The sequence below is a fragment of the Streptomyces sp. SS8 genome (assembly GCF_054072955.1).
In genome coordinates this window covers 48,171-69,688 of the sequence record NZ_JBSVCZ010000028.1, presented here as the reverse complement: position 1 = coordinate 69,688, position 21,518 = coordinate 48,171, and the positions used below count along the sequence as shown (strand labels likewise).

13 protein-coding genes and 1 pseudogene are annotated in these 21,518 nt (G+C 71.0%); 6 read left to right on the top strand and 8 right to left on the bottom strand.

The features are described from left to right. Positions 1–67: 67 nt before the first annotated feature. Positions 68–1,033 carry an SGNH/GDSL hydrolase family protein gene (locus ACW69E_RS23485; RefSeq protein WP_457500265.1) on the bottom strand — a complete coding sequence of 322 codons (966 nt, stop codon included), beginning with the start codon at positions 1,031–1,033 and terminating at the stop codon, positions 68–70. A gap of 343 nt (positions 1,034–1,376) precedes the next feature. On the opposite strand from ACW69E_RS23485, the gene ACW69E_RS23480 reads away from it, so the two are divergent. Beyond that, positions 1,377–1,871, top strand: coding sequence for a DUF3145 domain-containing protein (locus tag ACW69E_RS23480; RefSeq protein ID WP_457500264.1), 495 nt, complete (start codon positions 1,377–1,379; stop codon positions 1,869–1,871). A gap of 278 nt (positions 1,872–2,149) precedes the next feature. Here ACW69E_RS23480 and ACW69E_RS23475 read toward each other — a convergent pair whose 3' ends face one another. The 5 genes from ACW69E_RS23475 to ACW69E_RS23455 form a co-directional block, all read right to left on the bottom strand. Next, positions 2,150–3,412, bottom strand: a complete 1,263-nt coding sequence (locus ACW69E_RS23475; RefSeq protein ID WP_457500263.1) for a beta-ketoacyl-[acyl-carrier-protein] synthase family protein — start codon at positions 3,410–3,412, stop codon at positions 2,150–2,152. An 86-nt stretch (positions 3,413–3,498) separates the two neighbouring features. Continuing rightward, the gene (locus tag ACW69E_RS23470) at positions 3,499–3,747 is read right to left on the bottom strand and encodes an acyl carrier protein (protein ID WP_093848993.1); all 249 of its coding nucleotides are present in this window, start codon (positions 3,745–3,747) and stop codon (positions 3,499–3,501) included. A gap of 101 nt (positions 3,748–3,848) precedes the next feature. Continuing rightward, a complete protein-coding gene (locus tag ACW69E_RS23465) occupies positions 3,849–4,853 on the bottom strand; it encodes a beta-ketoacyl-ACP synthase 3 (RefSeq protein ID WP_457500262.1) in 1,005 nt (334 codons plus the stop codon). A gap of 14 nt (positions 4,854–4,867) precedes the next feature. Further along, complete coding sequence (locus tag ACW69E_RS23460; RefSeq protein ID WP_457500278.1) at positions 4,868–5,824, bottom strand: ACP S-malonyltransferase; 957 nt, start codon at positions 5,822–5,824, stop codon at positions 4,868–4,870. Between the two features lie 100 nt (positions 5,825–5,924). Continuing rightward, positions 5,925–7,127, bottom strand: a complete 1,203-nt coding sequence (locus ACW69E_RS23455; protein WP_457500261.1) for a PucR family transcriptional regulator — start codon at positions 7,125–7,127, stop codon at positions 5,925–5,927. Between the two features lie 154 nt (positions 7,128–7,281). Here ACW69E_RS23455 and ACW69E_RS23450 point away from each other — a divergent pair, with 154 nt between their 5' ends. Continuing rightward, a complete protein-coding gene (locus ACW69E_RS23450; protein ID WP_457500260.1) occupies positions 7,282–7,851 on the top strand; it encodes a Uma2 family endonuclease in 570 nt (189 codons plus the stop codon). Between the two features lie 18 nt (positions 7,852–7,869). Here the strand turns inward: ACW69E_RS23450 and ACW69E_RS23445 are convergent, their stop codons facing one another. Further along, positions 7,870–9,141: an MFS transporter gene (locus ACW69E_RS23445; protein ID WP_457500259.1), complete on the bottom strand. Its 1,272-nt coding sequence runs from the start codon at positions 9,139–9,141 to the stop codon at positions 7,870–7,872. Positions 9,142–9,214: 73 nt separating this feature from the next. Here ACW69E_RS23445 and ACW69E_RS23440 point away from each other — a divergent pair, with 73 nt between their 5' ends. From ACW69E_RS23440 to ACW69E_RS23430, 3 genes and pseudogenes are all read left to right on the top strand, one after another. Then, positions 9,215–9,775 (top strand): CGNR zinc finger domain-containing protein, encoded by a 561-nt coding sequence (locus ACW69E_RS23440; RefSeq protein ID WP_457500258.1) that lies wholly within the window; start codon positions 9,215–9,217, stop codon positions 9,773–9,775. 482 nt (positions 9,776–10,257) lie between these two features. Continuing rightward, positions 10,258–11,021: pseudogene (locus tag ACW69E_RS23435) on the top strand (class I SAM-dependent methyltransferase). Between the two features lie 51 nt (positions 11,022–11,072). After that, on the top strand, positions 11,073–11,747 hold the full coding sequence (locus ACW69E_RS23430) for a pirin family protein (protein WP_457500257.1): 675 nt from the start codon (positions 11,073–11,075) through the stop codon (positions 11,745–11,747). Here the strand turns inward: ACW69E_RS23430 and ACW69E_RS23425 are convergent. After that, entirely contained in the window at positions 11,738–12,190 is a 453-nt protein-coding gene (locus tag ACW69E_RS23425) for a hypothetical protein (RefSeq protein ID WP_457500256.1), read from the bottom strand. The two genes, ACW69E_RS23430 and ACW69E_RS23425, sit on opposite strands and share 10 nt — an antisense overlap. 643 nt (positions 12,191–12,833) lie before the next feature. Between ACW69E_RS23425 and ACW69E_RS23420 the strand changes: the two genes are divergently transcribed. Then, complete coding sequence (locus ACW69E_RS23420; RefSeq protein ID WP_457500255.1) at positions 12,834–21,518, top strand: golvesin C-terminal-like domain-containing protein; 8,685 nt, start codon at positions 12,834–12,836, stop codon at positions 21,516–21,518.

Below are 21,518 nucleotides of genomic sequence, written 5' to 3'. Positions count from 1 at the left end.
AATGCTGGCGCGAATGTAATGACGGGCGCCGACCGGCGTCAATGGGGCGGGCGCGGATTTCCGCCGCTCAGGCGGGCGGGGAATCGGCGGTGACCTGTCGGTGCGCGATCTCGGCGAGTGTGCGCTGGCCCTCCGGACCGGGGTGGAACCAGTCCCAGGAGCTCAGCTCGCGGGCGGTGAAACGGTAGTCGTGCACCGCTCCGCCGTCGTGCCGGCAGCGCGTGTCGCGCTCGCAGACCTCCGCCAGCGCGGCGTTGTACGCCCGCACCCGCGCCGACACCTTCGCCCGCCGCTCCGCCGCCTCGGTGCCCGAGGCCTGCGTCCCGCCCAGCATCGACGGGCAGATGCCCAGCTGCCACACCTGCGCGGCCACCGGATGGGACCGCCCCAGGGACCACAGCCGCTCCAGGTCCGGTACGCCGGCCACGTACACCTGGGTCCTCGGCGAGGCCCGGCGCAGGGTGCGCAGCGCCTCGGCGAAGTCGGCGCGGAACTCCTCCACCGGCGTCATCCGCTCCACCGTCGGCCGGCAGGCGTCGTTCGCCCCGATCAGCACCGTCACCAGCTCCGGCCGGTGCGCCGCGGCCTTCCGTGCCTGGGCGGGCAGCTCGGCCATCAGGGCGCCGGAGCGCGCGTGGTTCCAGGTCGCGGCGGCGGGGATGCCCAGCCGCCGGGCCAGGCTGTCCACCTCCGGCGAGGTGCCGGTGGCCCAGGACGCCTCCGGGCAGTCGTCCAGCAGCGAGCAGGCGTCGAAGGCGCGGGTGATGGAGTCGCCCAGAGCCGCCAGCGAGTCGGGGCCGGTGTCCCACGAAGGCGAGGGCGAAGGCGAAGGCGAGGGAGAGGGCGGGGAGGAGGGGCGGGCGCCGTCGGGCGCGCCCCGGGAGTGCGGCGCACCACCACCGAAGCCACCGCACGACACGGCGAACACGACGAGGGCCACGACGGCGGCGACCGCGGCCCAGGCGGCGGGCGGCAGCCCTCCGCGGCGGGTGCGTCCCGTGGGCGGAGGGCCGGACGGCGTGTTGTCTCGCACGGGTGCTCCCCCCCGTTCCTTCCTGTGTCCCGGTGGGGTGATGGTTCGGACGGGTGGGTTGACCGCCTCGGCCGACGGTACGTCACCCCATGGGTGCCGTGGCACGGTAGCTTTTGCCATGACGGTCCGAAAATGGCCGCCGGACACGTTTGACAGATTACATCGCGTCACTTGCTGTCCCTTTTAGGGAGAATCGGCACGGATAGTGTTTACTGTTCGTAACTTCGGGTGCCGGAAGACACGTGACCGATGGGACAGGATGTCGACCGGTGACCCGGCGCATGGCCGGCAGGGATTCGAGGCCGCCACGGAAGGTCGCACTCGAACCACACAGGAGGTCCCGGTGACGACACGTGGAGTTCTGTACGTGCACTCCGCCCCCCGCGCACTGTGCCCGCACGTCGAATGGGCCGTCGCGGGAGTGCTCGGCGCCCGCGTCAGCCTCGACTGGATCAAGCAGCCCGCCTCCCCGGGCACCTGGCGCGCGGAGCTTTCCTGGCAGGGCGAACCGGGCACAGCCTCCAAACTCGCCTCCGCGCTGCGAGGCTGGCGCATGCTCCGCTTCGAGGTGACGTCCGAGCCCTGCCCCACCGCGGAGGGCGAGCGCTACAGCTCCACCCCCGAGCTGGGCATCTTCCACGCGGTCACCGGCATGCACGGCGACATCCTCATCCCCGAGGACCGGCTGCGCGCCGCCGTGGACCGCGCCGCGCGCGGCGAGACCGAGCTGGAGGCCGAGATCTCCAAGCTCCTCGGCAAGCCCTGGGACGACGAGCTGGAGCCCTTCCGCTACGCGGGCGAGGGCGCCCCGGTGCGCTGGCTGCACCAGGTGGTCTGACCCCGGCGCGGCCGCGCGACGACGCGGCCGTACCCACCGGGCCCGGAGCCCGTCCGGGCCGTACGCCGCCTCCGGCCGAGCCCGGTGGACCGGAGGGTGCCCGCCCGTCCCCGGCGCCGGCGCTCCGGGCGCGGTGACGGCTCACGGCCTCCCGCGCCGGCCCGGCCTCCGCCTCCGCCTCCTGCGGCCGACCCCCGCCCGGCTCCGTGTCCTCCGCACGCCCGAGGGGCCCGCCGGACGGTGTCCGGCGGGCCCCTCGGGCGGTGCTCAGCCCGTGCTCAGGCGGTGTGGAAGGCCACGACGACGTTGTGACCGCCGAAGCCGAAGGAGTTGTTGATCGCCACCAGCGGCCCCTCGCCCAGCGAGCGCGGTCCGCCGGTCACGATGTCGGCGTCGATCTCCTCGTCCAGGTCGTCGACGTTGATGGTCGGCGGCGCCGTGCGGTGGTGCAGCGCCAGCACCGTCGCCACCGTCTCGATGCCGCCCGCGCCGCCCAGCAGATGACCGGTCATGGACTTGGTGGCGGAGATGGCGACGTGGTCCAGGTCGGAGCCCAGCACCTTGCGCAGCGCCTTGATCTCGGCGACGTCGCCCTGCGGGGTGGAGGTGGCGTGCGCGTTGAGGTGCGCGATCCGGGAGGGGTCGAGGCCGGTGCTCTCCAGCAGGCCCTGCAGGGCGTCGGCGATGCCCCGGCCGGCCGGCTCGGGCTGCGCGATGTGGTGGTTGTCCGCGGACAGACCCTGTCCCAGCACCTCGCAGTACACCTTCGCGCCGCGCCGGGCCGCGTGCTCGGCCGACTCCAGCACCACGACACCCGCGCCCTCGCCGAGCACGAAACCGTCGCGGGCCCTGTCGTAGGGGCGCGAGACCTTCGCCGGGTCCCCGTCGTTCTTCGACAGCGCCATCATGTTGGCGAACGCCGCGATGGGCAGCGGGTGGATCGCCGCCTCGGTGCCGCCCGCGACGACCACGTCGGCGCGCCCGGTGCGGATCATCTCCACGGCGTAGCCCACCGCCTCGGCGCCCGAGGCGCAGGCGCTGACCGGAGCGTGCACACCCGCCTGGGCGCCCACCTCCAGGCCCACGTTGGCCGAGGGCCCGTTGGGCATCAGCATCGGCACGGTGTGCGGGGAGACGCGGCGTACGCCCTTCTCCTTGAGCACGTCGTACTGGTCGAGCAGGGTGGTGACACCGCCGATGCCGGAGGCGACGACGGAGCCGAGCCGGCCCGGGTCCACCTGGCCGCCCTCTCCGGCGCGGCCCTCGAAGCCGGCGTCCGCCCACGCCTCGCGGGCCGCGATCAGCGCGAACTGCGCCGAGCGGTCCAGCTTACGGGCGAGCGGACGGGGCAGGACCTCGGACGGGTCGACCGCCGCCCGCGCGGCGATCCTCACGGGCAGTTCGGCCGCCCACTCCTGCTCCAGGGCCCTGACCCCGGAGCGGCCGGCGAGCAGGCCCTCCCACGTCGATGCGCTGTCGCCACCCAGCGGTGTGGTTGCGCCGATACCGGTGACGACCACGGTGTGGTGGGTCGCGTTCACAGGAATTTCTCCACTGGTAGGGGAAGTGCGGTCATCCGCCACCGCGCGCGGGTGGCGACAAACGCTTCAACGGGCGTGTGGACCGGTCAGTCCTGGTGGTTGAGGATGTAGTCCACCGCGTCGCCGACGGTCTTGAGGTTCTTCACGTCGTCGTCCGGGATCTTGACGCCGAAGCGCTCCTCGGCGGCGACGACGACCTCGACCATGGACAGCGAGTCCACGTCCAGGTCGTCGGTGAAGGACTTGTCCAGCTGGACGTCCTCGGTCGGGATGCCGGCGATCTCGTTGACGATCTCGGCGAGACCTTCGACGATCTCTTCCTTGGTGGCGGCCATGATGGCGCTCCTTCGTTTCGTGTTACGCGTGGTGTGTTGCGGTCCGGTGTACTGCGGTCCGGCGTACTGCGGTGCGGCGTACTGCGGTGCGGAACATCCGGCTATGGGAGGGTAACGACCGTCGCGGCGTAGACGAGACCCGCCCCGAAGCCGATGACGAGTGCGGTGTCGCCGCTCTTCGCCTGCCCGGTCGCCAGCAGCCGCTCCATGGCGAGCGGAATGGAGGCGGCCGAGGTGTTGCCGGTGGTCTCCACATCGCGGGCGACCGTGACGTGCTCCGGCAGTCTGAGGGTCTTCACCATCGAGTCGATGATCCGCATGTTGGCCTGGTGCGGGATGAAGACGTCCAGGTCGTCGGAGGTGATCCCGGCCGCCTCCAGCGCCTGCTGGGCGACCTTGGCCATCTCGAAGACCGCCCAGCGGAAGACCGTCTGGCCCTCCTGGCGGAGCGCCGGGAACTTCTCGACCCCGCCTTCGCGGTAGTCGTCCCACGGCACGGTCTGCGAGATGACGTCCGCCTTGTCGCCCTCCGAACCCCACACCGTGGGGCCGATGGCGGGCTCCTCGGACGGGCCGACGACGGCCGCCCCGGCGCCGTCGCCGAAGAGGAAGGCGGTGGTGCGGTCCGTCAGATCCGTCAGGTCCGACAGCCGTTCGACGCCGACGACCAGCACGTACCGCGCACTGCCCTCCACCACCAGGCCCTTGGCGATGGTCAGGCCGTAGCCGAAGCCCGCACAGGCCGCGGAGATGTCGAAGGCCGCGGCCTTGCCGGTGCCCAGCCGGTGGGCGACCTCGGTGGCGATCGAGGGCGTCTGCTTGAAGTGGGAGACGGTCGAGATCACGACCGCGCCGATCTGCTCGGGGGTGATCCCCGCGTCCGCGATCGCCTTGCCCGCCGCGGCGAGCGTCATCTCGGCGACGGTCTCCTCCGGCCCGGCCCAGTGCCGGGTGGTGATGCCCGAACGGGAGCGGATCCACTCGTCGGACGAGTCGATGTGCTTGAGGATCTCCTCGTTGGGCACCACACGGGTCGGACGGTAGCCGCCGACTCCGAGGATGCGCGCGTACGGTGCGCCCTTCGCGGGCCTGATCTTCGCGGTCATGCTCTCGCAAGCTCCTATCGACTGCTGTCCGGCCGCTGGGCCGCGGGAGAGGCGTGCTCGGCGATCAGCTCACGGGCCGCGTCGAGGTGCTCGGGGGTCTTCAGCGCCAGCGTCTTCACGCCCGGCAGGGCACGCCTGGCCAGGCCGGTGAGGGTGCCGCCGGGACACACCTCGATCAGCGCGGTGACGCCCATCTCCTGGAACGTCTCCATGCACAGGTCCCAGCGCACCGGGCCGGCCACCTGCCGCACCAGGCGCTCCAGGACCTCGCCGCCGTCGGCGACCGCCCGCCCGTCCCGGTTGGAGACGTAGGGCACGCGCGGGTCCTTGGGCGCCACGCCCTCGACGGCCTTCGCCAGCGCGTCGACGGCCGGGGCCATGTGGTGGGTGTGGAAGGCACCCGCCACCGACAGCGCCTTGACCATCCGCACACCCTCCGGCTTGTCCTCGGCCAGGGCGGCGAGCTGCTCCATGGTGCCGGCGGCGACGATCTGTCCGGCGCCGTTGACGTTGGCCGGGGTCAGCCCGAGCTTCTCCAGATGCGCCGTCACCGTCCGCGGATCGCCGCCGATGACGGCGGTCATGCCGGTCGGGGTGACGGCGGCGGCCTCGGCCATCGCCCGGCCGCGGGTGCGCACCAGCGCCATCGCGGCCTCGGGGGCGAGGACTTCGCCGACCGCGGCGGCGGTCAGCTCGCCCACGCTGTGGCCCGCGACGGCGCCGAGGGAGTCCAGCGGGACCCCCTCCAGCAGCGCCTGCGCGGAGACCAGTCCCGCGGCCACCAGCAGCGGCTGGGCCACGGCCGTGTCGCGGATCTGCTCGGCGTCGGCCTCGGTGCCGTAGTGCACCAGGTCCAGGTCGATGGCGGCCGACCACTCACGCAGCCGGTCGGCGACGCCGGGGAGTTCGAGCCAGGGAGTCAGGAAGCCGGGCGTCTGAGCGCCCTGGCCGGGAGCGACGAGTACGAGCACTCTCACACTCTCTCTTGTCGACGGATGTCCACGCCGGTGGGGACCGGCACGAAGAACGGTCAGGGGAATTGTGGGAGGCCGACAAAACCGATGGGCACGACTATATCTGCCCGCCCCCGTCCGCCAGGCGACCCAGGATCAGCGCGACGCGCAGCGTGAACGCCGAACGGACATCCGAGGGGGACCATCCGGTGACGTCCGTCACACGTCGCAGCCGGTAGCGAACGGTGTTGGGGTGCACGAACAGCATCCGCGCGGCCCCCTCCAGACTGCTCGCCTGCTCCAGATAAACGCTCAAGGTTTCCAGGAGAGCGGCTCCGGCCTCCTGGAGCGGTCTGTAGATCTCCTCCACCAGCAGTGCCCGCGCGGTGGGATCCGCGGCCATCGCGCGCTCGGGCAGCAGATCGTCCGCGAGCACCGGACGCGGCGCGTCCGGCCACGCGGCACACGCCTTCAGCCCGGCGCCGGCCGCCTGCGCCGACCTCGTCGCCGACAGCAGGTCGCCCACCACGGGACCGGCCACCACCGGGCCCGCGGCGAACGGACCGATCAGCGACTTGGCGACGTGCAGCGGATCGTCCGAGCCGCCGGCGATGACCACCAGCCGGTCGCCCAGCACCCCGGTCAGCACCTGGAGCTTGGCGTGCCGGGAGGCGCGCCGGATCGCCTCCACCGTCAGCTCGCTGTCCCCGTCGGGCGCGGTGCCCAGCACGACCGTCACATGCTCGGGGGAGCTCCAGCCCAGCGCCGCCGCACGGGAGACGGCCCCCTCGTCGGCCTCGCCGGAGAGCACGGCGTTGACCACCAGCGACTCCAGCCGCGCGTCCCAGGCGCCGCGCGCCTCGGCGGCCTGCGCGTACACCTGGGCGGTGGCGAACGCTATCTCGCGGGCGTAGACCAGCAGCGCCTCGCGCAGCACGCTCTCGTCGCCGGGCGCGGCGACCTCGTCGATCGCCGCCTCCACGACCTCGATGGTGGTGCGGACCATCTCCACGGTCTGCCGCAGCGTGATCGCCCGCGTCAGCTCGCGCGGCGCGGTGCCGAACACGTCGGTGCTGATCGCCTGGGGCGTCTCGGGGTGCCGGAACCACTCGGTGAACGCCGCGATGCCCGCCTGTGCCACCAGGCCGATCCACGACCGGTTCTCCGGCGGCATCGCCCGGTACCAGGGCAGTTGCTCTCCCATACGGGTGAGGGCCGCGGCGGCCAGCTTGCCGGAGGACTGCTCCAGCCGCCGCAGCGTCGCGGGGTGCGGGTGGGGGCGCTGCTTGTCGGGTGCTGGTGTCTGAGTGGGTTCTGGCACGGGACAAGACTGCCCTATTGGTACGGCCGTATGGGTGGCGGGTGTCGGATCCGTACAACGGGCGGGGTCCGGAACGGTGCCCGCCCGGCGCCGGCACGTACGGCTTACGATGACGGCGGAGCCGGTCAGGGAGTTCTGATCTCAGGGGAGCGCGATGTCCGTCGACTACGAGCGTATGGCCGAGATCGCCGAGGAGCTGAGCAGGCACATCCCCGAGGAGGTCCGGGCCGTCGAGATCAGCGGCGAAGAGATCGTCATGATGATGTCCCCGAGCAATCAGCACGAACTGATCGTCCGCCGGGTGGGCAAGCAACTCGACGCCCAGATCGAGCGGCAGGGGGTGGATCTCATCGCCCACGGCGGTGCCGACCTGGAGGACCCCGCTGTGGGGGTCAGACGGCGGCCGGACGTGATGGTCTTCCCCGAGAGTTGCCTGGAGACGGGCGAGGCCGTCCACCCCCACGACGTCGAGGCCGTGGTCGAGGTCGTCTCGCGGACCAACCCGGAGAACGACTACGAGGGGAAGACCCGCGACTACCCGGCGATGGGCGTCCCCTACTACCTGTTGCTCGACCCCCGGAAGGGCACTGGGGCACTCTACTCCGGCATCCACCGCACCCCGGAAGGCCCGCGCTACGGCACCTCCACGGAGTTCGCCTTCGGTGAGACTGTGCGGGTGGGCGACTGGACGGTGGACACCTCCGTCTTCCCGACGTACGGCTGAACGCCCCGGCGCGGAGGCTCAGCCGGAGGTTCGCTGCCCGCGGGCCGGGGCACCGGCCCGGGTGGCCGGCTTCCCGGCCGGGCGCGGACGGGGACGCAGGAGGCGGTGGAGCCCGGCGGCGGCGAACTGGAGGACCGCGATCCCCAGCAGCGGCAGGTGCGGCGGCAGCCCGGCCGCGGCCCCGGCGAGTGCCGAACCGCAGGCCGCCGCCGAGATCTTCAGCCCCGCCCCGATGGTGAAGACCTGCGCCCGCACCCCGGGCGGGGAATGGTCGGCGCGGATGCGCAGCGTGGCGCTCAGCAGCGGCCCCTCGAAGACGCCCGCCACCGCGAACAGGGCCACCTGCGCGGCGAACGAGGGCGCGGCAGCGGCGGCGGCCAGGCCCAGGCCCGCACCGGTCAGGCAGAGGGGGACCAGACGCCGGGCGGGGAAGGACCGCAGCCACCGGGCCACCGCCAGGGAACCGGTCAGCGCCCCGAGCGCCAGCGCCGTCATCAGTACGCCCCCGGCGTCCGGACGGCCCCGGTCGCCGGCGAGGAGCACCGCGGTGGTGGTCAGGCCGCCGATGCCGACGAAGGCCAGGGAGGTGGCGGCGGTGACCGCCCGCAGCTCCCGCACGTGCCACATCGCAGCCAGGCCCGCCCCGAGATCGGCCCGCAGTGTCCTGCGGGATCCCGGGCCGGGCGCCGCGGTCCCGTCCCCGCTTTCGCCTTCGCCCGCGTCCGCCCACCCGTACGGCAGTGCCGCCGCGGTGACGGCCGCACCCGCCGCCGAAACGGCCAGCAGCAACACGGCCGGGGCGGGCGAGGCCAGCGCGGCGATCACGCTCACCAGGGCGGGACCGGCCACCGACACGGCGTTGTAGGTGGCCGCGTCCAGGGCGTACGCGCGGTCGCGGTCCGCACCCTCGGGCACCAGGCGGGCCAGCAGGCCGGACAGCCCGCCGGTGGCCACCGGGCCGCAGCCGCCCCCGAGGGCGGCGACGGCCAGCACCACGGGCAGGGGCGCGCGTCCGGTGACCGCCGCCAGCACCGCGATACCGGCCGCCATGCCGCCCAGCGCGCCCAGGTAGAACGGCCGGGGGTTGCGGGCCCGTTCGGCCAGCGCCCCCGTCAGCGGCGCGGCCAGCACGTGCGGCGCCATCCAGGCGGTGAGCACGAACGCGCCCTGGGCGGCGCTGCCGGTGCGGTGCATCGCCAGCATCACCACGGCCACCGCCATGCCCTCCCCGGCGAGCCGCGCGAGGAGGGCGGTGACCAGATAGGGCCTCAACCCGGTGTGCGGGCGCACGGGTGCCTCCCGAGGTGTAACGGCATTTTGGGAAAAGACGTTACCCTGTGCGGGGCGACGAGGAGAGAGATGTATGAACGACGTGGTCACCGGACGCGGATTCCGGCCGGCCCGGCGGCTGGTCGAACTCGCCAACGCCCTCCGCGCCGACCCGGAGCTGCCCCGGGAGGAACTGGCCGGACTGCTCGCCCGCCACGGTGAGCGGCCCGAGGACCTCACCGAGGAGGCGCTCCCGCCGGCCTGCGCGGCCGAACTGCGCTGCGCCGTCGCCCGTATGACGGCCGTACTGGCCGAGACCGACACCGGCCGGGCCGCCCGCGCGCTCAACGGAATCCTCGCCGAGTGCGGTGCCCGCCCCCGACTGACCGACCATGGCGGGCGCCACCCCTGGCACCTCCACGTCGACCGGGACGAGGACGCGGGCTGGGCCGACTGGTTCCTGACCGCGAGTGCCCTGGCCCTGGCGCAGATCGTCACCGAGTACGGCCGCGCCGCCTGGGGCGAGTGCGCCGCCCCCGGCTGCTCCGCCTTCTACCTGGACGCCGGCCCCGGCAGCGCCCGCCGCTACTGCTCGGCCACCTGCGCCTCCCGCGCCCGCGTCGCGGCCCACCGCCGCCGTCGCAGGGGAGGTTGAGGCGGAGCCGTGCGGTACGCACGTACTGCCGCGGCGACCACTCGATCGTGGGGCTGTCGCCGAGCGGAGTGGAAGCGAACGAGGACGCGGTGTTCCATGGCGTTCCACGGCAGCCGGTTGCGAGGAGGGGATGGGGCGGTGAACGGTTTCGTCAGGTGGTCGGAGAGGGGCCACCGTCGGCGTGCGGAGGAGCTGACGGGCGGAGGGAGGGCGTTCGAAGAGAGCGCGCGGCGTCTGTCGGCCCGGCCGCGGCGGGACTCGGCGGAATCCGTGGAGAAAGCCGCCCCAGGGGGGCGGGAGAAGGCCCCGCGGCGGCCTTCGGCGGGCGCGGCGGCGGACGACCCCGCCGGGCCGGGGGTGCTCCCCTGACCGCTCCCGGCCGGTCCCTTCGGGCGATCGCGTACGGGGTCGGGGTGAGCAGGCCCCGCTGGCGTCTCTGAGCGCTCCGGGCGTACGTTTCCCGCGGGGAGAGGGGGCGCGGTATGGACCGGAGCATCCGCACGGTGGAGGACGTACTGAGGCTGCTGGACGGGCTGTTCGCCCCGGGGGCGACCACTGGACGGCCGGCGCCGCCTCCTGGTGGGACGGCTTCTACGCGGACCGCTCGAAGCCGGTGCCGTTCTTCGCGGCGAAGCCGGACGAGAGTCTGGTCTCGTATCTCGAACGTGGTCTGATCGTCCCGGGCCGGGCCCTCGACCTGGGCTGCGGGCCGGGCCGCAACGCCGTCCACCTCGCCCGGGCGGGCTTCGGGGTGGACGCTTTCGACCTCTCCCCGCAGGCCCTGGCCTGGGCCGGGGAGCGGGCCCGCGATGCCGGAACGGACATACGCTTCCAGCTCGGGGACGCCTTCGCCCTCACCGAGGACGAACTCCCCGGCCCTTACGACCTGATCTGCGACTCCGGCTGCTTCCACCATCTGCCGCCGCACCGCCGCGTCAGCTACATCGCCCCGGTCGAGCGCGTTCTGGCCCCCGGCGGCCACCTCGCACTCACCTGCTTCGCGGCGGGATCCGGAGGTATGGGCTGCGAACTGCCCGATGCGGAGCTGTACCGCCCGTCCGGCTCCTCCGGTTCGCCCGTTCCACCCGGCCTCCACGGAGGTCTGGCCTACACACCACAGTCGCTGCGCCGGATCTTCTCAGGGCTGACGGAGGTCGAGTCGCGCCGCATGCGCGGCGAACCGCCCGAGTCCCCCCGCTTCGGCGAACCCTTCCTGTGGACGGCCCTGTTCCGCCGGGAGGCGTGAGGGCGTACGGCCGTCGTGTGGGATGTCGGCCCGTCCGCGTACCGTGGAGGAATGCTGCACATATGGCGCGATGCGGACCGTTACCGGGGCGGGGACCCGGCGGCCGGTATCGAGACACGGCACGCCTTCTCCTTCTCCGGCTTCTACGAGCCGTCCAACACACGCTTCGGACTGCTGGTCGCCTGCAACGAGGAGCGACTCGCGCCGGGCGCGGGCTTCGCCGAGCACCCGCACGCGGACGTGGAGATCGTCTCGTGGGTGGTCGAGGGCGAGCTGACGCACGAGGACTCGGCCGGCCGCCGCGTGGCGGTGCGGCCCGGGGACGTGCAGCGGCTGAGCGCCGGCCGCGGCATCCGGCATGTGGAGCGCAACGCCGGGAGCGAGCCGCTGCGGTTCGTGCAGATGTGGCTGGTACCGGGGGTGTTCGGGGGTGAGGCGGAGTACGAGGTCGTGCGGGGCATAGCCGACGGCACCCCCTACGCCCTGGCCCGCGCCGACGCGGTGCTGCACGTACGGCGGCTGGGCGCGGGGGAGCGCACCGCGGTACCGGACGCCCCGTGGGTGTACGTGCACGTGGTGCGCGGCGGGCTGCGCCTGGGCGGTGAGTCGCTGGAGGCGGGCGACGCGGCACGGATCACGGACACGCAGGGGCTGGAGGCGTCCGGAGGCGGGGCCGGGGCCGAGGCGCTGGTCTGGGAGATGCACTCCGAGCCCTCCTACGGCTGAGACCGCCCCTCCACGACGGGCTCCACGGCGGAATCCTGTACGGCCGACTCCGGGGCCGGGAGGGCGCCGGAGCAGGTGGCGCGCCCGTAGGAGCCGAAGGCGGTGGAGCGCTGGACGTGCCTGCCGCGGACGGCGAGGGTGCAGCTGGCCTCGCCGCCCTCCTCGCCGAGGAGGATGCTGACGGTGGGCTCCTCGCCCAGGGGCACCTCCACGGTCTTCTTCCACGGCAGCCTCACGTCCGAGGCGATGGTGGCCTTCCCGGCCTCGCTGCGGGCGAGGTAGGTGATGTCGGCCGTGCCCTCCCCCCGCACCTCGTAGGTGACCTCGGCGGTGGGGAAGGCACGCTCCCCGGGTTCGTCCCCGGTGTTCAGGACGCCGTAGCCGACGAGGCCGGCGCAGGCGAGAACCAGGGCGGCGGCGACGGCCACCACACGCCGGTCCACGCCCCGCTCGGACGCTCCCTTTCCCTTTCCGGTTTCGCCGTCGGCGGAATCGGCGGCGTCGGCGGATCCGGTCGAATCGACAGGGACGGTTTCCGGGTTTCCCGGCATCGGATCATCCGGGAGATAGGCCGATTCGTCCGTCCGCACCTGTGCGCGTTCCTTCTCCTCGTCCGGTGTGTCCGGGGACCCGGACATGTCCTTGCTCATGACGATCCCTTTCCGAGAACGCGGACATGTGAACACGGCGTTGTACACCATGTGCGCCGCTCGTGGCCAGCGAGGGGGCAAACCGCCCCAATCCGACCCGCCGATCCGTCGTGGTCTGCGGCGATGAGGTGGCGAACCGGCGAAGTGCCCTTTATCTCCGCAGGCTTGACGGGGGGTCGGAAACACGCGTAGAACCCTCCGTCGGCTGCGAGAGCCGTCGTGACCGGCGGGCGACGCATTCCTTGGAGGAACTCCTTTCCCAGGGGGTCCTCCTGGGGTGCGTCGTCCAGCCCCCACGCCGTAACGCCGATTCCACGGCCATGTTCCGTCCGTAGGCCGCCTTGTTTCCCGGGGCGGTTGCTTCGGCCTGCCCGCATTCCGCGCGTACGCGAAAGCACGGAAGACGCAGGGCCGGCCGGGAAAGGAATTCGGCAAGATGAGAAAGCGGTACCGAAGACTGCTTTCCGGACTCGTCGTGTCGGCCGTCATGGGCACCCTGCTGCCGCAGGTGGCGTACGCGGCCCCGGCGTCCGAAGACGGCGAGGACGGCGGCAAGGGCATCGTCGACACCGTCGCGGACTGGTTCTCCGGCGACGAGGACGACGGCGAGGCGGCCCCGCCCGCCGACGGCAGGGCGGCGCTGCCCAGCCGCGAGAAGCTGCCCAGGGGGAAGAAGGCACCGGCGGCGAAGCGCGTCGAGGAGCTGACCGGCAGGCGCACCGCGCACGCCCGGTTCTGGCAGCTCTCCGACGGGCGTGTCGAGGCCGAACTGTCGGCCGTCCCCACCTCCTACCGCTCCGGGTCCGGCGAGAAGGCCCGGTGGAAGCCTATCGACACCGCGGTGCGTCCCAGCGACGCCAAGGGGTTCGAGTTCGCCAGCACCGCCAACACCGGCCGCAGCTGGTTCGGCTCCGACCCCAAACGCCTGATGCGCTTCGCCAACGACACCGGCCAGGGCGTGACGATCGGCCTGCGGGACGCGACGGGCGCGAAGCTCAAACCCAGGGCCGAGGGCGACACCGTCACCTATGCGGACGCCCTGCCCGGAGCCGATCTGTCCTACGAGGTGGGCCCGGGCCGGGTGAAGGAGAACATCACCCTGGCCGAACGCCCCGACGGGCCGGTGTCGTTCACCTTCACCCTGGACATCGACAAGCTCACGCCCAAGGCGCGTAAGGACGGCTCGATCGCCTTCTACGGCGAGCACCCCGGCGTGCCCGTGATGGAGATCCCCGCCGCGTACATGACCGACGCGCGCAAGGACGCCTCCTCGCCCTACGGGTACGTCCACAGCAACGACGTCGCCCAGAAGCTCACCCGCCACGGCGACGACTGGCGGCTGACGGTGACGCCGGACGCCGACTGGCTGGCGGCCAAGGAGCGGCGGTACCCGGTGGTCATCGACCCCACCGTCTCCATCGCCCCCACGCCGGCGCAGTCGCAGGACGTGATGGTCCTGTCCGACCAGCCGTCGGTGAACTTCAACGCCAACTGGAAGCTGGCGGCCGGCCGTACCGACACCGGCACCGCCCGCTCGCTGATCAAGTTCCCGCTGGACGAGATCCCCGCCGGGGTGGAGGTCGACTCCGCCCGCCTGGAGATGTACTTCGACCAGACCCACACCACCGGTGGCACCGACGTACCCGTCCGGGTGCACCGGGCCACCGGGGCGTGGGACGAGTCGACGGCGACCTGGGACAACACCAGCTCACTGGTCGGTGAGCTGTCGGGCACCAGCGTCCAGGTCGACGACGGCGACCCGGCCACGGCCGCCTCCGGCTCCTGGCCCGCCTCCGGCTCGACGCTGACGCAGTACGCCGTCGGCGGCGACTACCGCTACAACAAGGACGGCACGGCCGGGGACACCTACGCCTGGCAGCCGAAGGTCGAGGACACCGCCACCTACCGGGTGGACGTCCACTACGTCGCGGCCACCGACCGCGCCACCAACGCCCCCTACACCGTCACCCACCGCGACGGCTCGGCCACGTACACCGTGGACCAGTCGGCCGGCACGGGCGGGCAGTGGACCTCACTGGGAGGCGGCAAACAGCTTCCCTTCACCAAGGGCACCACCGGCAAGGTCGTGCTCGGGGACGGGCCGGCCTCCACCTCCACCGCCGTCATCGCCGACGCGGTACGGCTGGTGAACCCGGCCGAGATCTGGAAGAACACCGGCGAGTACAACCAGTGGCACAAGTTCCCCGTGACCGACACCGTGCAGAAGTGGGTCTCGGGCACCGCGGCCAACCACGGCTTCGTGATCAAGGCGCGGGACGAGTCCTCCTCCGGCCCGCTGGGCGGCCCCCGCTACGAGGCGGCCGACGGCGACTACGGCGGCGAGACCTCGACCTACCCGCGGCTGACCGTCACATGGGGCAAGGTCGGCACCGCGCTGGACTCCCCGACCGTCGTCCACGGCACCGGCCCGGAGCTGCACTGGAAGGCGTACGAGAACACCAGCGGTGACTCCGGTCTGGACATCGTGGAGTACCAGCTGCACCGTTCCACCCAGCAGACCTTCACCCCGTCGGCGGCCACCCTGGTCGCACCGGTGGACAAGGCGGTCACGTCCTTCACGGACACCACCGCGACCCCGACACCCGCCGACCACGCGGACGAGATCGGGCGGTCGTACCACTACCAGATCGCGGTAAAGACCAAGAGCGGCGAGCTGCTCGGCTCGCCCACCCGCGTCGTGGGCATCCCCAAGGCCGGCCGCACCATGAAGCTCATCCAGGCCGGGCAGAGCGACACCACCCTCTCCAGCGCCCAGCCGGACACCAACCAGGACACCATCGAGTCCTGGGGGACCGGCCAGAAGTGGCTGAGCGTCGGCAACAACTCCGCCACCTACGGCACCACCCGCTCGGTGCTGAAGTTCCCGACCTCCGACATCCCCACCAGCGCCACCGTGCTGGAGTCCCGGATGTTCCTGTGGGCCTCGCAGACCACCACCGACAGCAACGGGGCGGTCTACGAACTGCGCCCGCTGACCAGGGGCTTCGACGAGACCACCGCCACCTGGAACAAGGCGTCCTCCTCCACCGCCTGGAGCAGGCCGGGCGGCGACTACGGCTCCACCGTCTCCGACACCACGGCGCAGTGGAGCAACGAGGTCGGACGCCACTGGTGGGACGCCACCTCGATGACGCAGGGCTGGGTGAGCGATCCGGCCGCCAACAAGGGCGCGATGCTCAAGCTCGCCGACGAGTCCTCCACCGGCCCGCAGGAACGCAGCCTGTTCCTGTCGGCGGAGGCCGCCGACCCGCAGCTGCGTCCGCTGATCCGCGTCATCTACGTCGACTCCACCGCCGAGAAGACCTACCACGCGCCGCAGACGCCGTCGCGGATGATCCCCGGTGACACCGACACCGTCGAGGTGACGGTCACCAACACCACCGGCTCGGAGTGGACGGCGACCGGACACGAGCTGTCCTACCGCTGGGCGCTGCCGGACGGCACCGACGTCACCACCGGCGGCAACCAGATCGCCACCGCCCTGCCGAGGGACCTCGCCCCGGGCGAGTCGGTGACGGTGCGGGCGCAGGTCAAGGCGCCGATCAACTCCGACTCCGGCAACAAGCGCCTGGACCACGTGCTCACCTGGGACATGCGGAACAGGAGCACCGGCGCCTGGGAGTCCGACGGCGGGGGAGTCCCCGGCCTGGCCCAGCATGTGGCGGTGGAGGACCCCACCTCCAACCAGCTCGGCCTGGAGAAGTTCTACTCCTACGCGGGCAAGAACACCGGCGCCGGCTCCACGGTGATGAACAACCTGTACGCCGGCAACAACGTCTGGTCCTACAACGCGTTCTCCAACCCCGGCCGCGGCCTGTCCACCTTCGCCCGGTTCTCCTACAACTCCCTGGACACCTCCGACACCGTCCTCGGCCACGGCTGGTCCGCCCAGCTCGCAGCCCCGATCCGCTCGGGCGCGGCGCTGGACTTCCACCCCAACCCCAACCCGACCACGGTGACGCTGCCCGACGGTGACGGCACCGCCCACACCTTCCGCAAGCAGACGGACGGCACCTGGAAGGCCCCGGCCGGGGTGCACTACCTGCTCCAGCAGAAAGCGGGAGTGGACTGCAGGCCGTCGGCCGACGGCGACCCGCGCGCCTGGTCGATGACGCGGCCGGACCGCACGGTGTTCTCTTTCGACTGCGACGGCTACCTGTCGGCGATCACCGACAAGAACGGCAACACGCAGACCTACACCTACGAGGAGCGCCGCTCCAACAACAAGCCGGTCAAGTTCCTGAAGTACATCACCGACCCGGACGGCCGGCAGTCCCTGACGGTCGACTACTACGACAAGGGCCAGGACTACCCCTACATCGACGACGCCGGTGTGAAGCAGTCCGGCACCAAGCTGACCAGCCCGAAGATCATCGACCACATCGCGTCGATCACCGACGTCTCCGGGCGGAAGCTGACCTTCGTCTACAGCGACAAGGGCCTGCTCGGTGAGCTGACCGACGGCGCCGGCAGCGCACAGCCGAAGGTCTTCCGCTTCACCTACGACGCCACCCAGGGCAACAAGAACGTCAAGCTGGTCAAGGTCACCGACCCGCGCGGCAACGCCACCTCGCTCGACTACTACGACCCCAGCGAGGGGGACGACCCGAAGTTCCACTGGTCGGCGCAGACCATCACCGACCGCCTCGGGCACGACACGTCCTTCGTCTACACCGACCCCGACGGCACGGCCGGCTCCACCATCCAGACGGCTGTGACGGATGCGGAGGGCAACGCCTCCACCTACCTCCAGGACGGCTACGGCCGCCCCACCCAGGTGACCAACGCCAAGTCCCAGACCACCAAGCTGTCCTGGGACGCGGACAACAACGTCACACGCCTGGAGGAGAACAACGGCGCGGTCACCACCTACACCTACGACCCCAAGACCGGCTACCCGCTGGAGCAGAAGGACGCCGAGGCGAACCAGAACGGCACCGAGCCGCAGACCTTCACCTACGCCACCTCGCTCAACGGCCATGTGGCCGACCTGTGGCGCAAGGTCTCCCCGGAGGGCCGGACCTGGCAGTTCGGCTACGACACCTACGGCAACCTGACCTCGGTCACCGACCCCAAGGGCACCGCCACCACCACCGCCGACGACTACACCACCACCTACACCTACGACACCCACGGCCAGCTGAAGACGGCCACCGACGCGAACGGAAACACCACCACCCACGGCGAGTTCGGCCCGACCGGCTACCCGGCGCTGATCACCGACGCGCTGGACAACGCCACCTCGTTCGTCTACGACGAGCGCGGGCAGGTGCTGGAGAGCACCGACGCGCTGGGCAAGACCACCACGCAGACCTACGACGTCTTCGGGCGTCCGCTGGTCTCCACCGTGCCCAAGGACCAGGACGCCGGTGAGCTGATCACCACCCCGGCCCCGGTCTACGACGCCAACGACAACATCACCGAGTCCACCGCGCCCAACGGGGCGGTCTCCACAGCCGTCTACGACAGCGCCGACCAGCTCACCTCGGCCACCGAGCCGAAGGACACCGACACCTCGAACGAGCGCAGGACGACCTACGCCTACGACAAGGTCGGCAACCTCCTGACGACCACCGAGCCCAAGGGCAACCTGACCACCACCGCCGGCGACTACACCACCACCCACGCCTACGACGCGATCTACCAGCTCACCTCCGTGGTCAACGCGGCGGGCGACAAGATCAGCTACAGCTACGACGACGTCGGCAACCTGCTGAAGGTCACCGACCCGAAGAAGAACGCCAGCACCGATACCGGCGACTTCACCACCGCCTACGCCTACGACCTCAACCACCGCGTCACCACGGTCACGGACGCGGCCGGCCACACCACCTCGCGCGCGTACGACAAGGACTCCCTGGTCGTCTCCACCACGGACGCGGAGAACAACACCACGACCGTCACCCACGACGAGCGCGGCATGACCACCGAAGCCAAGGTCCCGCACACCAAGGACGCCTCGGGCACGATCACCTACCGCACGACGAAGTACGAGTACGACGAGGTCGGCAACCGCACCAAGGTGATCACCCCGCGGGCCGTGGCGGCCGGGACGACGGAGGCCTTCACCGCCCGGACCGAGTACGACGCGCTGAACCGCCCGGTCAAGCAGTTCCAGCCCTACGACCCGGCGGACTCCCGCTACAACGACCCCAACGTCTACACCGAGACGGTGTACGACGCGGCCGGCCGGGTGAAGTCGACCTCGCTGCCGCCCTCCCAGGGGCAGTCGGTCCGCAACGACACCACCTACACCTACTACGACCACGGCCTGGTGAAGTCCTCCACCGACCCGTGGGACATCACCACCACCTACGACTACAACGACCTGGGCCTGCAGACCGCCCGCACCCTCACCTCGGCCGGAGGCTCCTCCTCACGCACGATGGGCTGGGGCTACTACCCCGACGGCAAGCTGAAGTCCCGCACCGACGACGGCGTCCCGGTCGGCAAGCACGTCGTGCTGGTCGACAACTCCGACACCCACAACACCGACTCCACCGGCACCTGGACCACGGCGGACGCCGACGGCCAGCAGGGCTACGACCACGCCGTCCACACGGCCGGCACCGGCACGGACGCCTTCACCTGGACCCTCAACATCCCCGCCGACGGCACCTACACCGCCTACGTGAAGTACCCGGACGTGCCGGAGACGTCGACAACGGCCACGTACACGCTCACGCACGACGGAGGGACGACCGACAAGACGATCGACCAGACCGCGGACGCCGGCACCTGGGTCTCCCTGGGCTCCTACACCTTCACCCAGGGCAACGGTGCCAAGCTGGAGCTGTCCGAGAACGACGGCGGCACGGTCGTCGCCGACGCGGTGAAGCTGGTGCGCGACACCAGCGGCGAGACCGACACCGAGAAGAAGACGTTCACGTACACCTATGACGCGAACGGCAACCTGACGGCGCTCGACGACACCTCGTCGAGCGCGAGGATCGACAACTACGCCATCGCCTACACGGGCCTCAATCAGGTCCGGAAAGTGACGGAGTCGCTGAACGGCACAGCGAAGAAGTCGACGTCGTACACCTACGACGCCAACGGTCTGCCGGAGGCGATCACTCACCCCGACCAGCACTCGACGTACACATACGACCTGCGTGACCTGGTCAGGACGGTCTCGATCGGCAAGTCCGCCACGGACGCCGACCCGAAGGTGACGTCGTACACGTACACCGACCGCGGCCAGCGTCTGAGGGAGGCCAAGGCCAACGGCAACACCGTCGACTACGCCTATTACCTCGATGGCCCGGTCAAGTCCACGACGGAGAAGAAGGCGGGCGGCATCCTCGTCTCCTCGCACACCTACGCCTACGATCCCAACGGCAACAAGGCGCGGGACGTGGCGAAGAAGATGAACGCCGACGACCGCACCGCCTACCTGGAGTCCACCACCGACTACACCTACGACCCGGCCGACCGGCTCGCCAAGTCGGTCAAGACCGGCAACGGCGCCGGGACGGAGACGTACGTCCACGACGACAACGCCAACGTCGTCAGCCAGACGCTCAAGGGCACGACCACGACGTACGACTACGACCGGAACCGGCTGCTGAGCGCCACCGCTGTCGGCGGCACCACGTCCACCTACAACTACGACCCGTTCGGCCGCCAGGAATCGGTGACGTCGGGCGGCAAGGTGATCAGCCGGAGTGTTTACGACGGCTTCGACCACGTCGTCGAGTCGCTGAGCGCTGACTCGTCGGGCGGGATGAAGTCGACCACGTACACCTTCGACCCACTGGACCGCACCGCGTCGAAGACCGCGGACGGCAAGACCACCACGTTCAACTACCTCGGTCTGTCCGGCGAGGTGCTGACCGAGGAGGTCTCCGGTGCGCTGACCAAGTCGTACCAGTACAGCCCCTGGGGCGAGCGCCTGTCGCAGGTCAAGCACAACAACGACGGCACCACCGAGGCCGGCTACTACGGCTACAACGCCCACACCGACGTCGAGACCCTCACGGACAAGAACGGCGACACGAAGGCCACGTACGGCTACACCGCCTACGGCTCCGACGAAACGTCCGAGTTCACCGGAATCGACAAACCCGACGCCACCGACCCCACCAAGGAGGAGTACAACCCCTACCGGTACAACGCCAAGCGGTGGGACGCCCAGTCCGGAACCTACGACATGGGCTTCCGCGACTACAGTCCCGGCCTGAACCGCTTCACCATCCGCGACATGTACAACGGCGCCCTCGCCGACATGAAACTCGGCGCGGATCCGTTCACCGGAAACCGCTACGCCTTCACCGGCGGCAACCCGGTGACCAACGTCGAGATCGACGGCCACTTCTTCGCTCTCCCCGCGATCGCCTACTGGGTGGCGGGAGCGATGGGTCTGTCGCTCTACGCCGCCACTCCGCAGGGACAGCAGAACCTGAGGGACGCAGGCGAAGCGCTCGGTAACCTGATGCCGTCCGCCGAGGAGGCCGGTTCCGGTTCCAGCGAGTCGTCCAACGAACCGCGTCCCGGTCCCACCCCGCAGCCGACGCCGGGCCCCGCGCCCAGGCCCGCGCCGCGGGGCACCGACACCGACAGCGTCTCCTGCAACCCGCTGCCTCTGATCGACGGGGGACGGATCTACGGAGGACTGGAGGAGTACACGAACCACCAGGGCAAGAAGGGCTGCAGGGCAACCGGCGCCTTCGCGTTCCTCACCAAGAGTGACCGCAGGTCGCGCACCGGGGCGGGTGGTCTGCCGAGGTGCCCCGAATGCGAGCCGTCCGTCAAGCCGGACGGAATGGGGGAAATCGCGGCAGGAGGCGGAGATCCGCAAGCCGGCCACTTGATAGGTTACTGGGGGAAGGGCACCGGCCAGGATGTCCGAAACCTGGTGGCTTTGCACGGCAGTGCAAACAGAAGGATGGCCAGCAAGGTGGAACGCTTCGGGTGGAAGCACTTGACTGGGAACAACAAGCTGATCATGTCGGTCGTTCCTGTCTACGGAGATCCGCATTCGGCTGTTCCTACATCCGTCCAGGTGGGAATGACCGCATACGGGCCTCAGGGAAATATCGTGGACTCTTTCTCGTGCACGGCGGTCAACTCCCAGACCGGAATCGGATCGAAGTGCTAG

Coding starts and splice junctions, on each gene's coding strand:
- ACW69E_RS23420 (WP_457500255.1), top strand. CDS start 12,834: ATGAGAAAGCGGTACCGAAGACTGCTTTCCGGACTCGTCGTGTCGGCC.
- ACW69E_RS23465 (WP_457500262.1), bottom strand. CDS start 4,853: ATGACCGCGAAGATCAGGCCCGCGAAGGGCGCACCGTACGCGCGCATC.
- ACW69E_RS23450 (WP_457500260.1), top strand. CDS start 7,282: ATGTCCGTCGACTACGAGCGTATGGCCGAGATCGCCGAGGAGCTGAGC.
- ACW69E_RS23470 (WP_093848993.1), bottom strand. CDS start 3,747: ATGGCCGCCACCAAGGAAGAGATCGTCGAAGGTCTCGCCGAGATCGTC.
- ACW69E_RS23430 (WP_457500257.1), top strand. CDS start 11,073: ATGCTGCACATATGGCGCGATGCGGACCGTTACCGGGGCGGGGACCCG.
- ACW69E_RS23440 (WP_457500258.1), top strand. CDS start 9,215: ATGAACGACGTGGTCACCGGACGCGGATTCCGGCCGGCCCGGCGGCTG.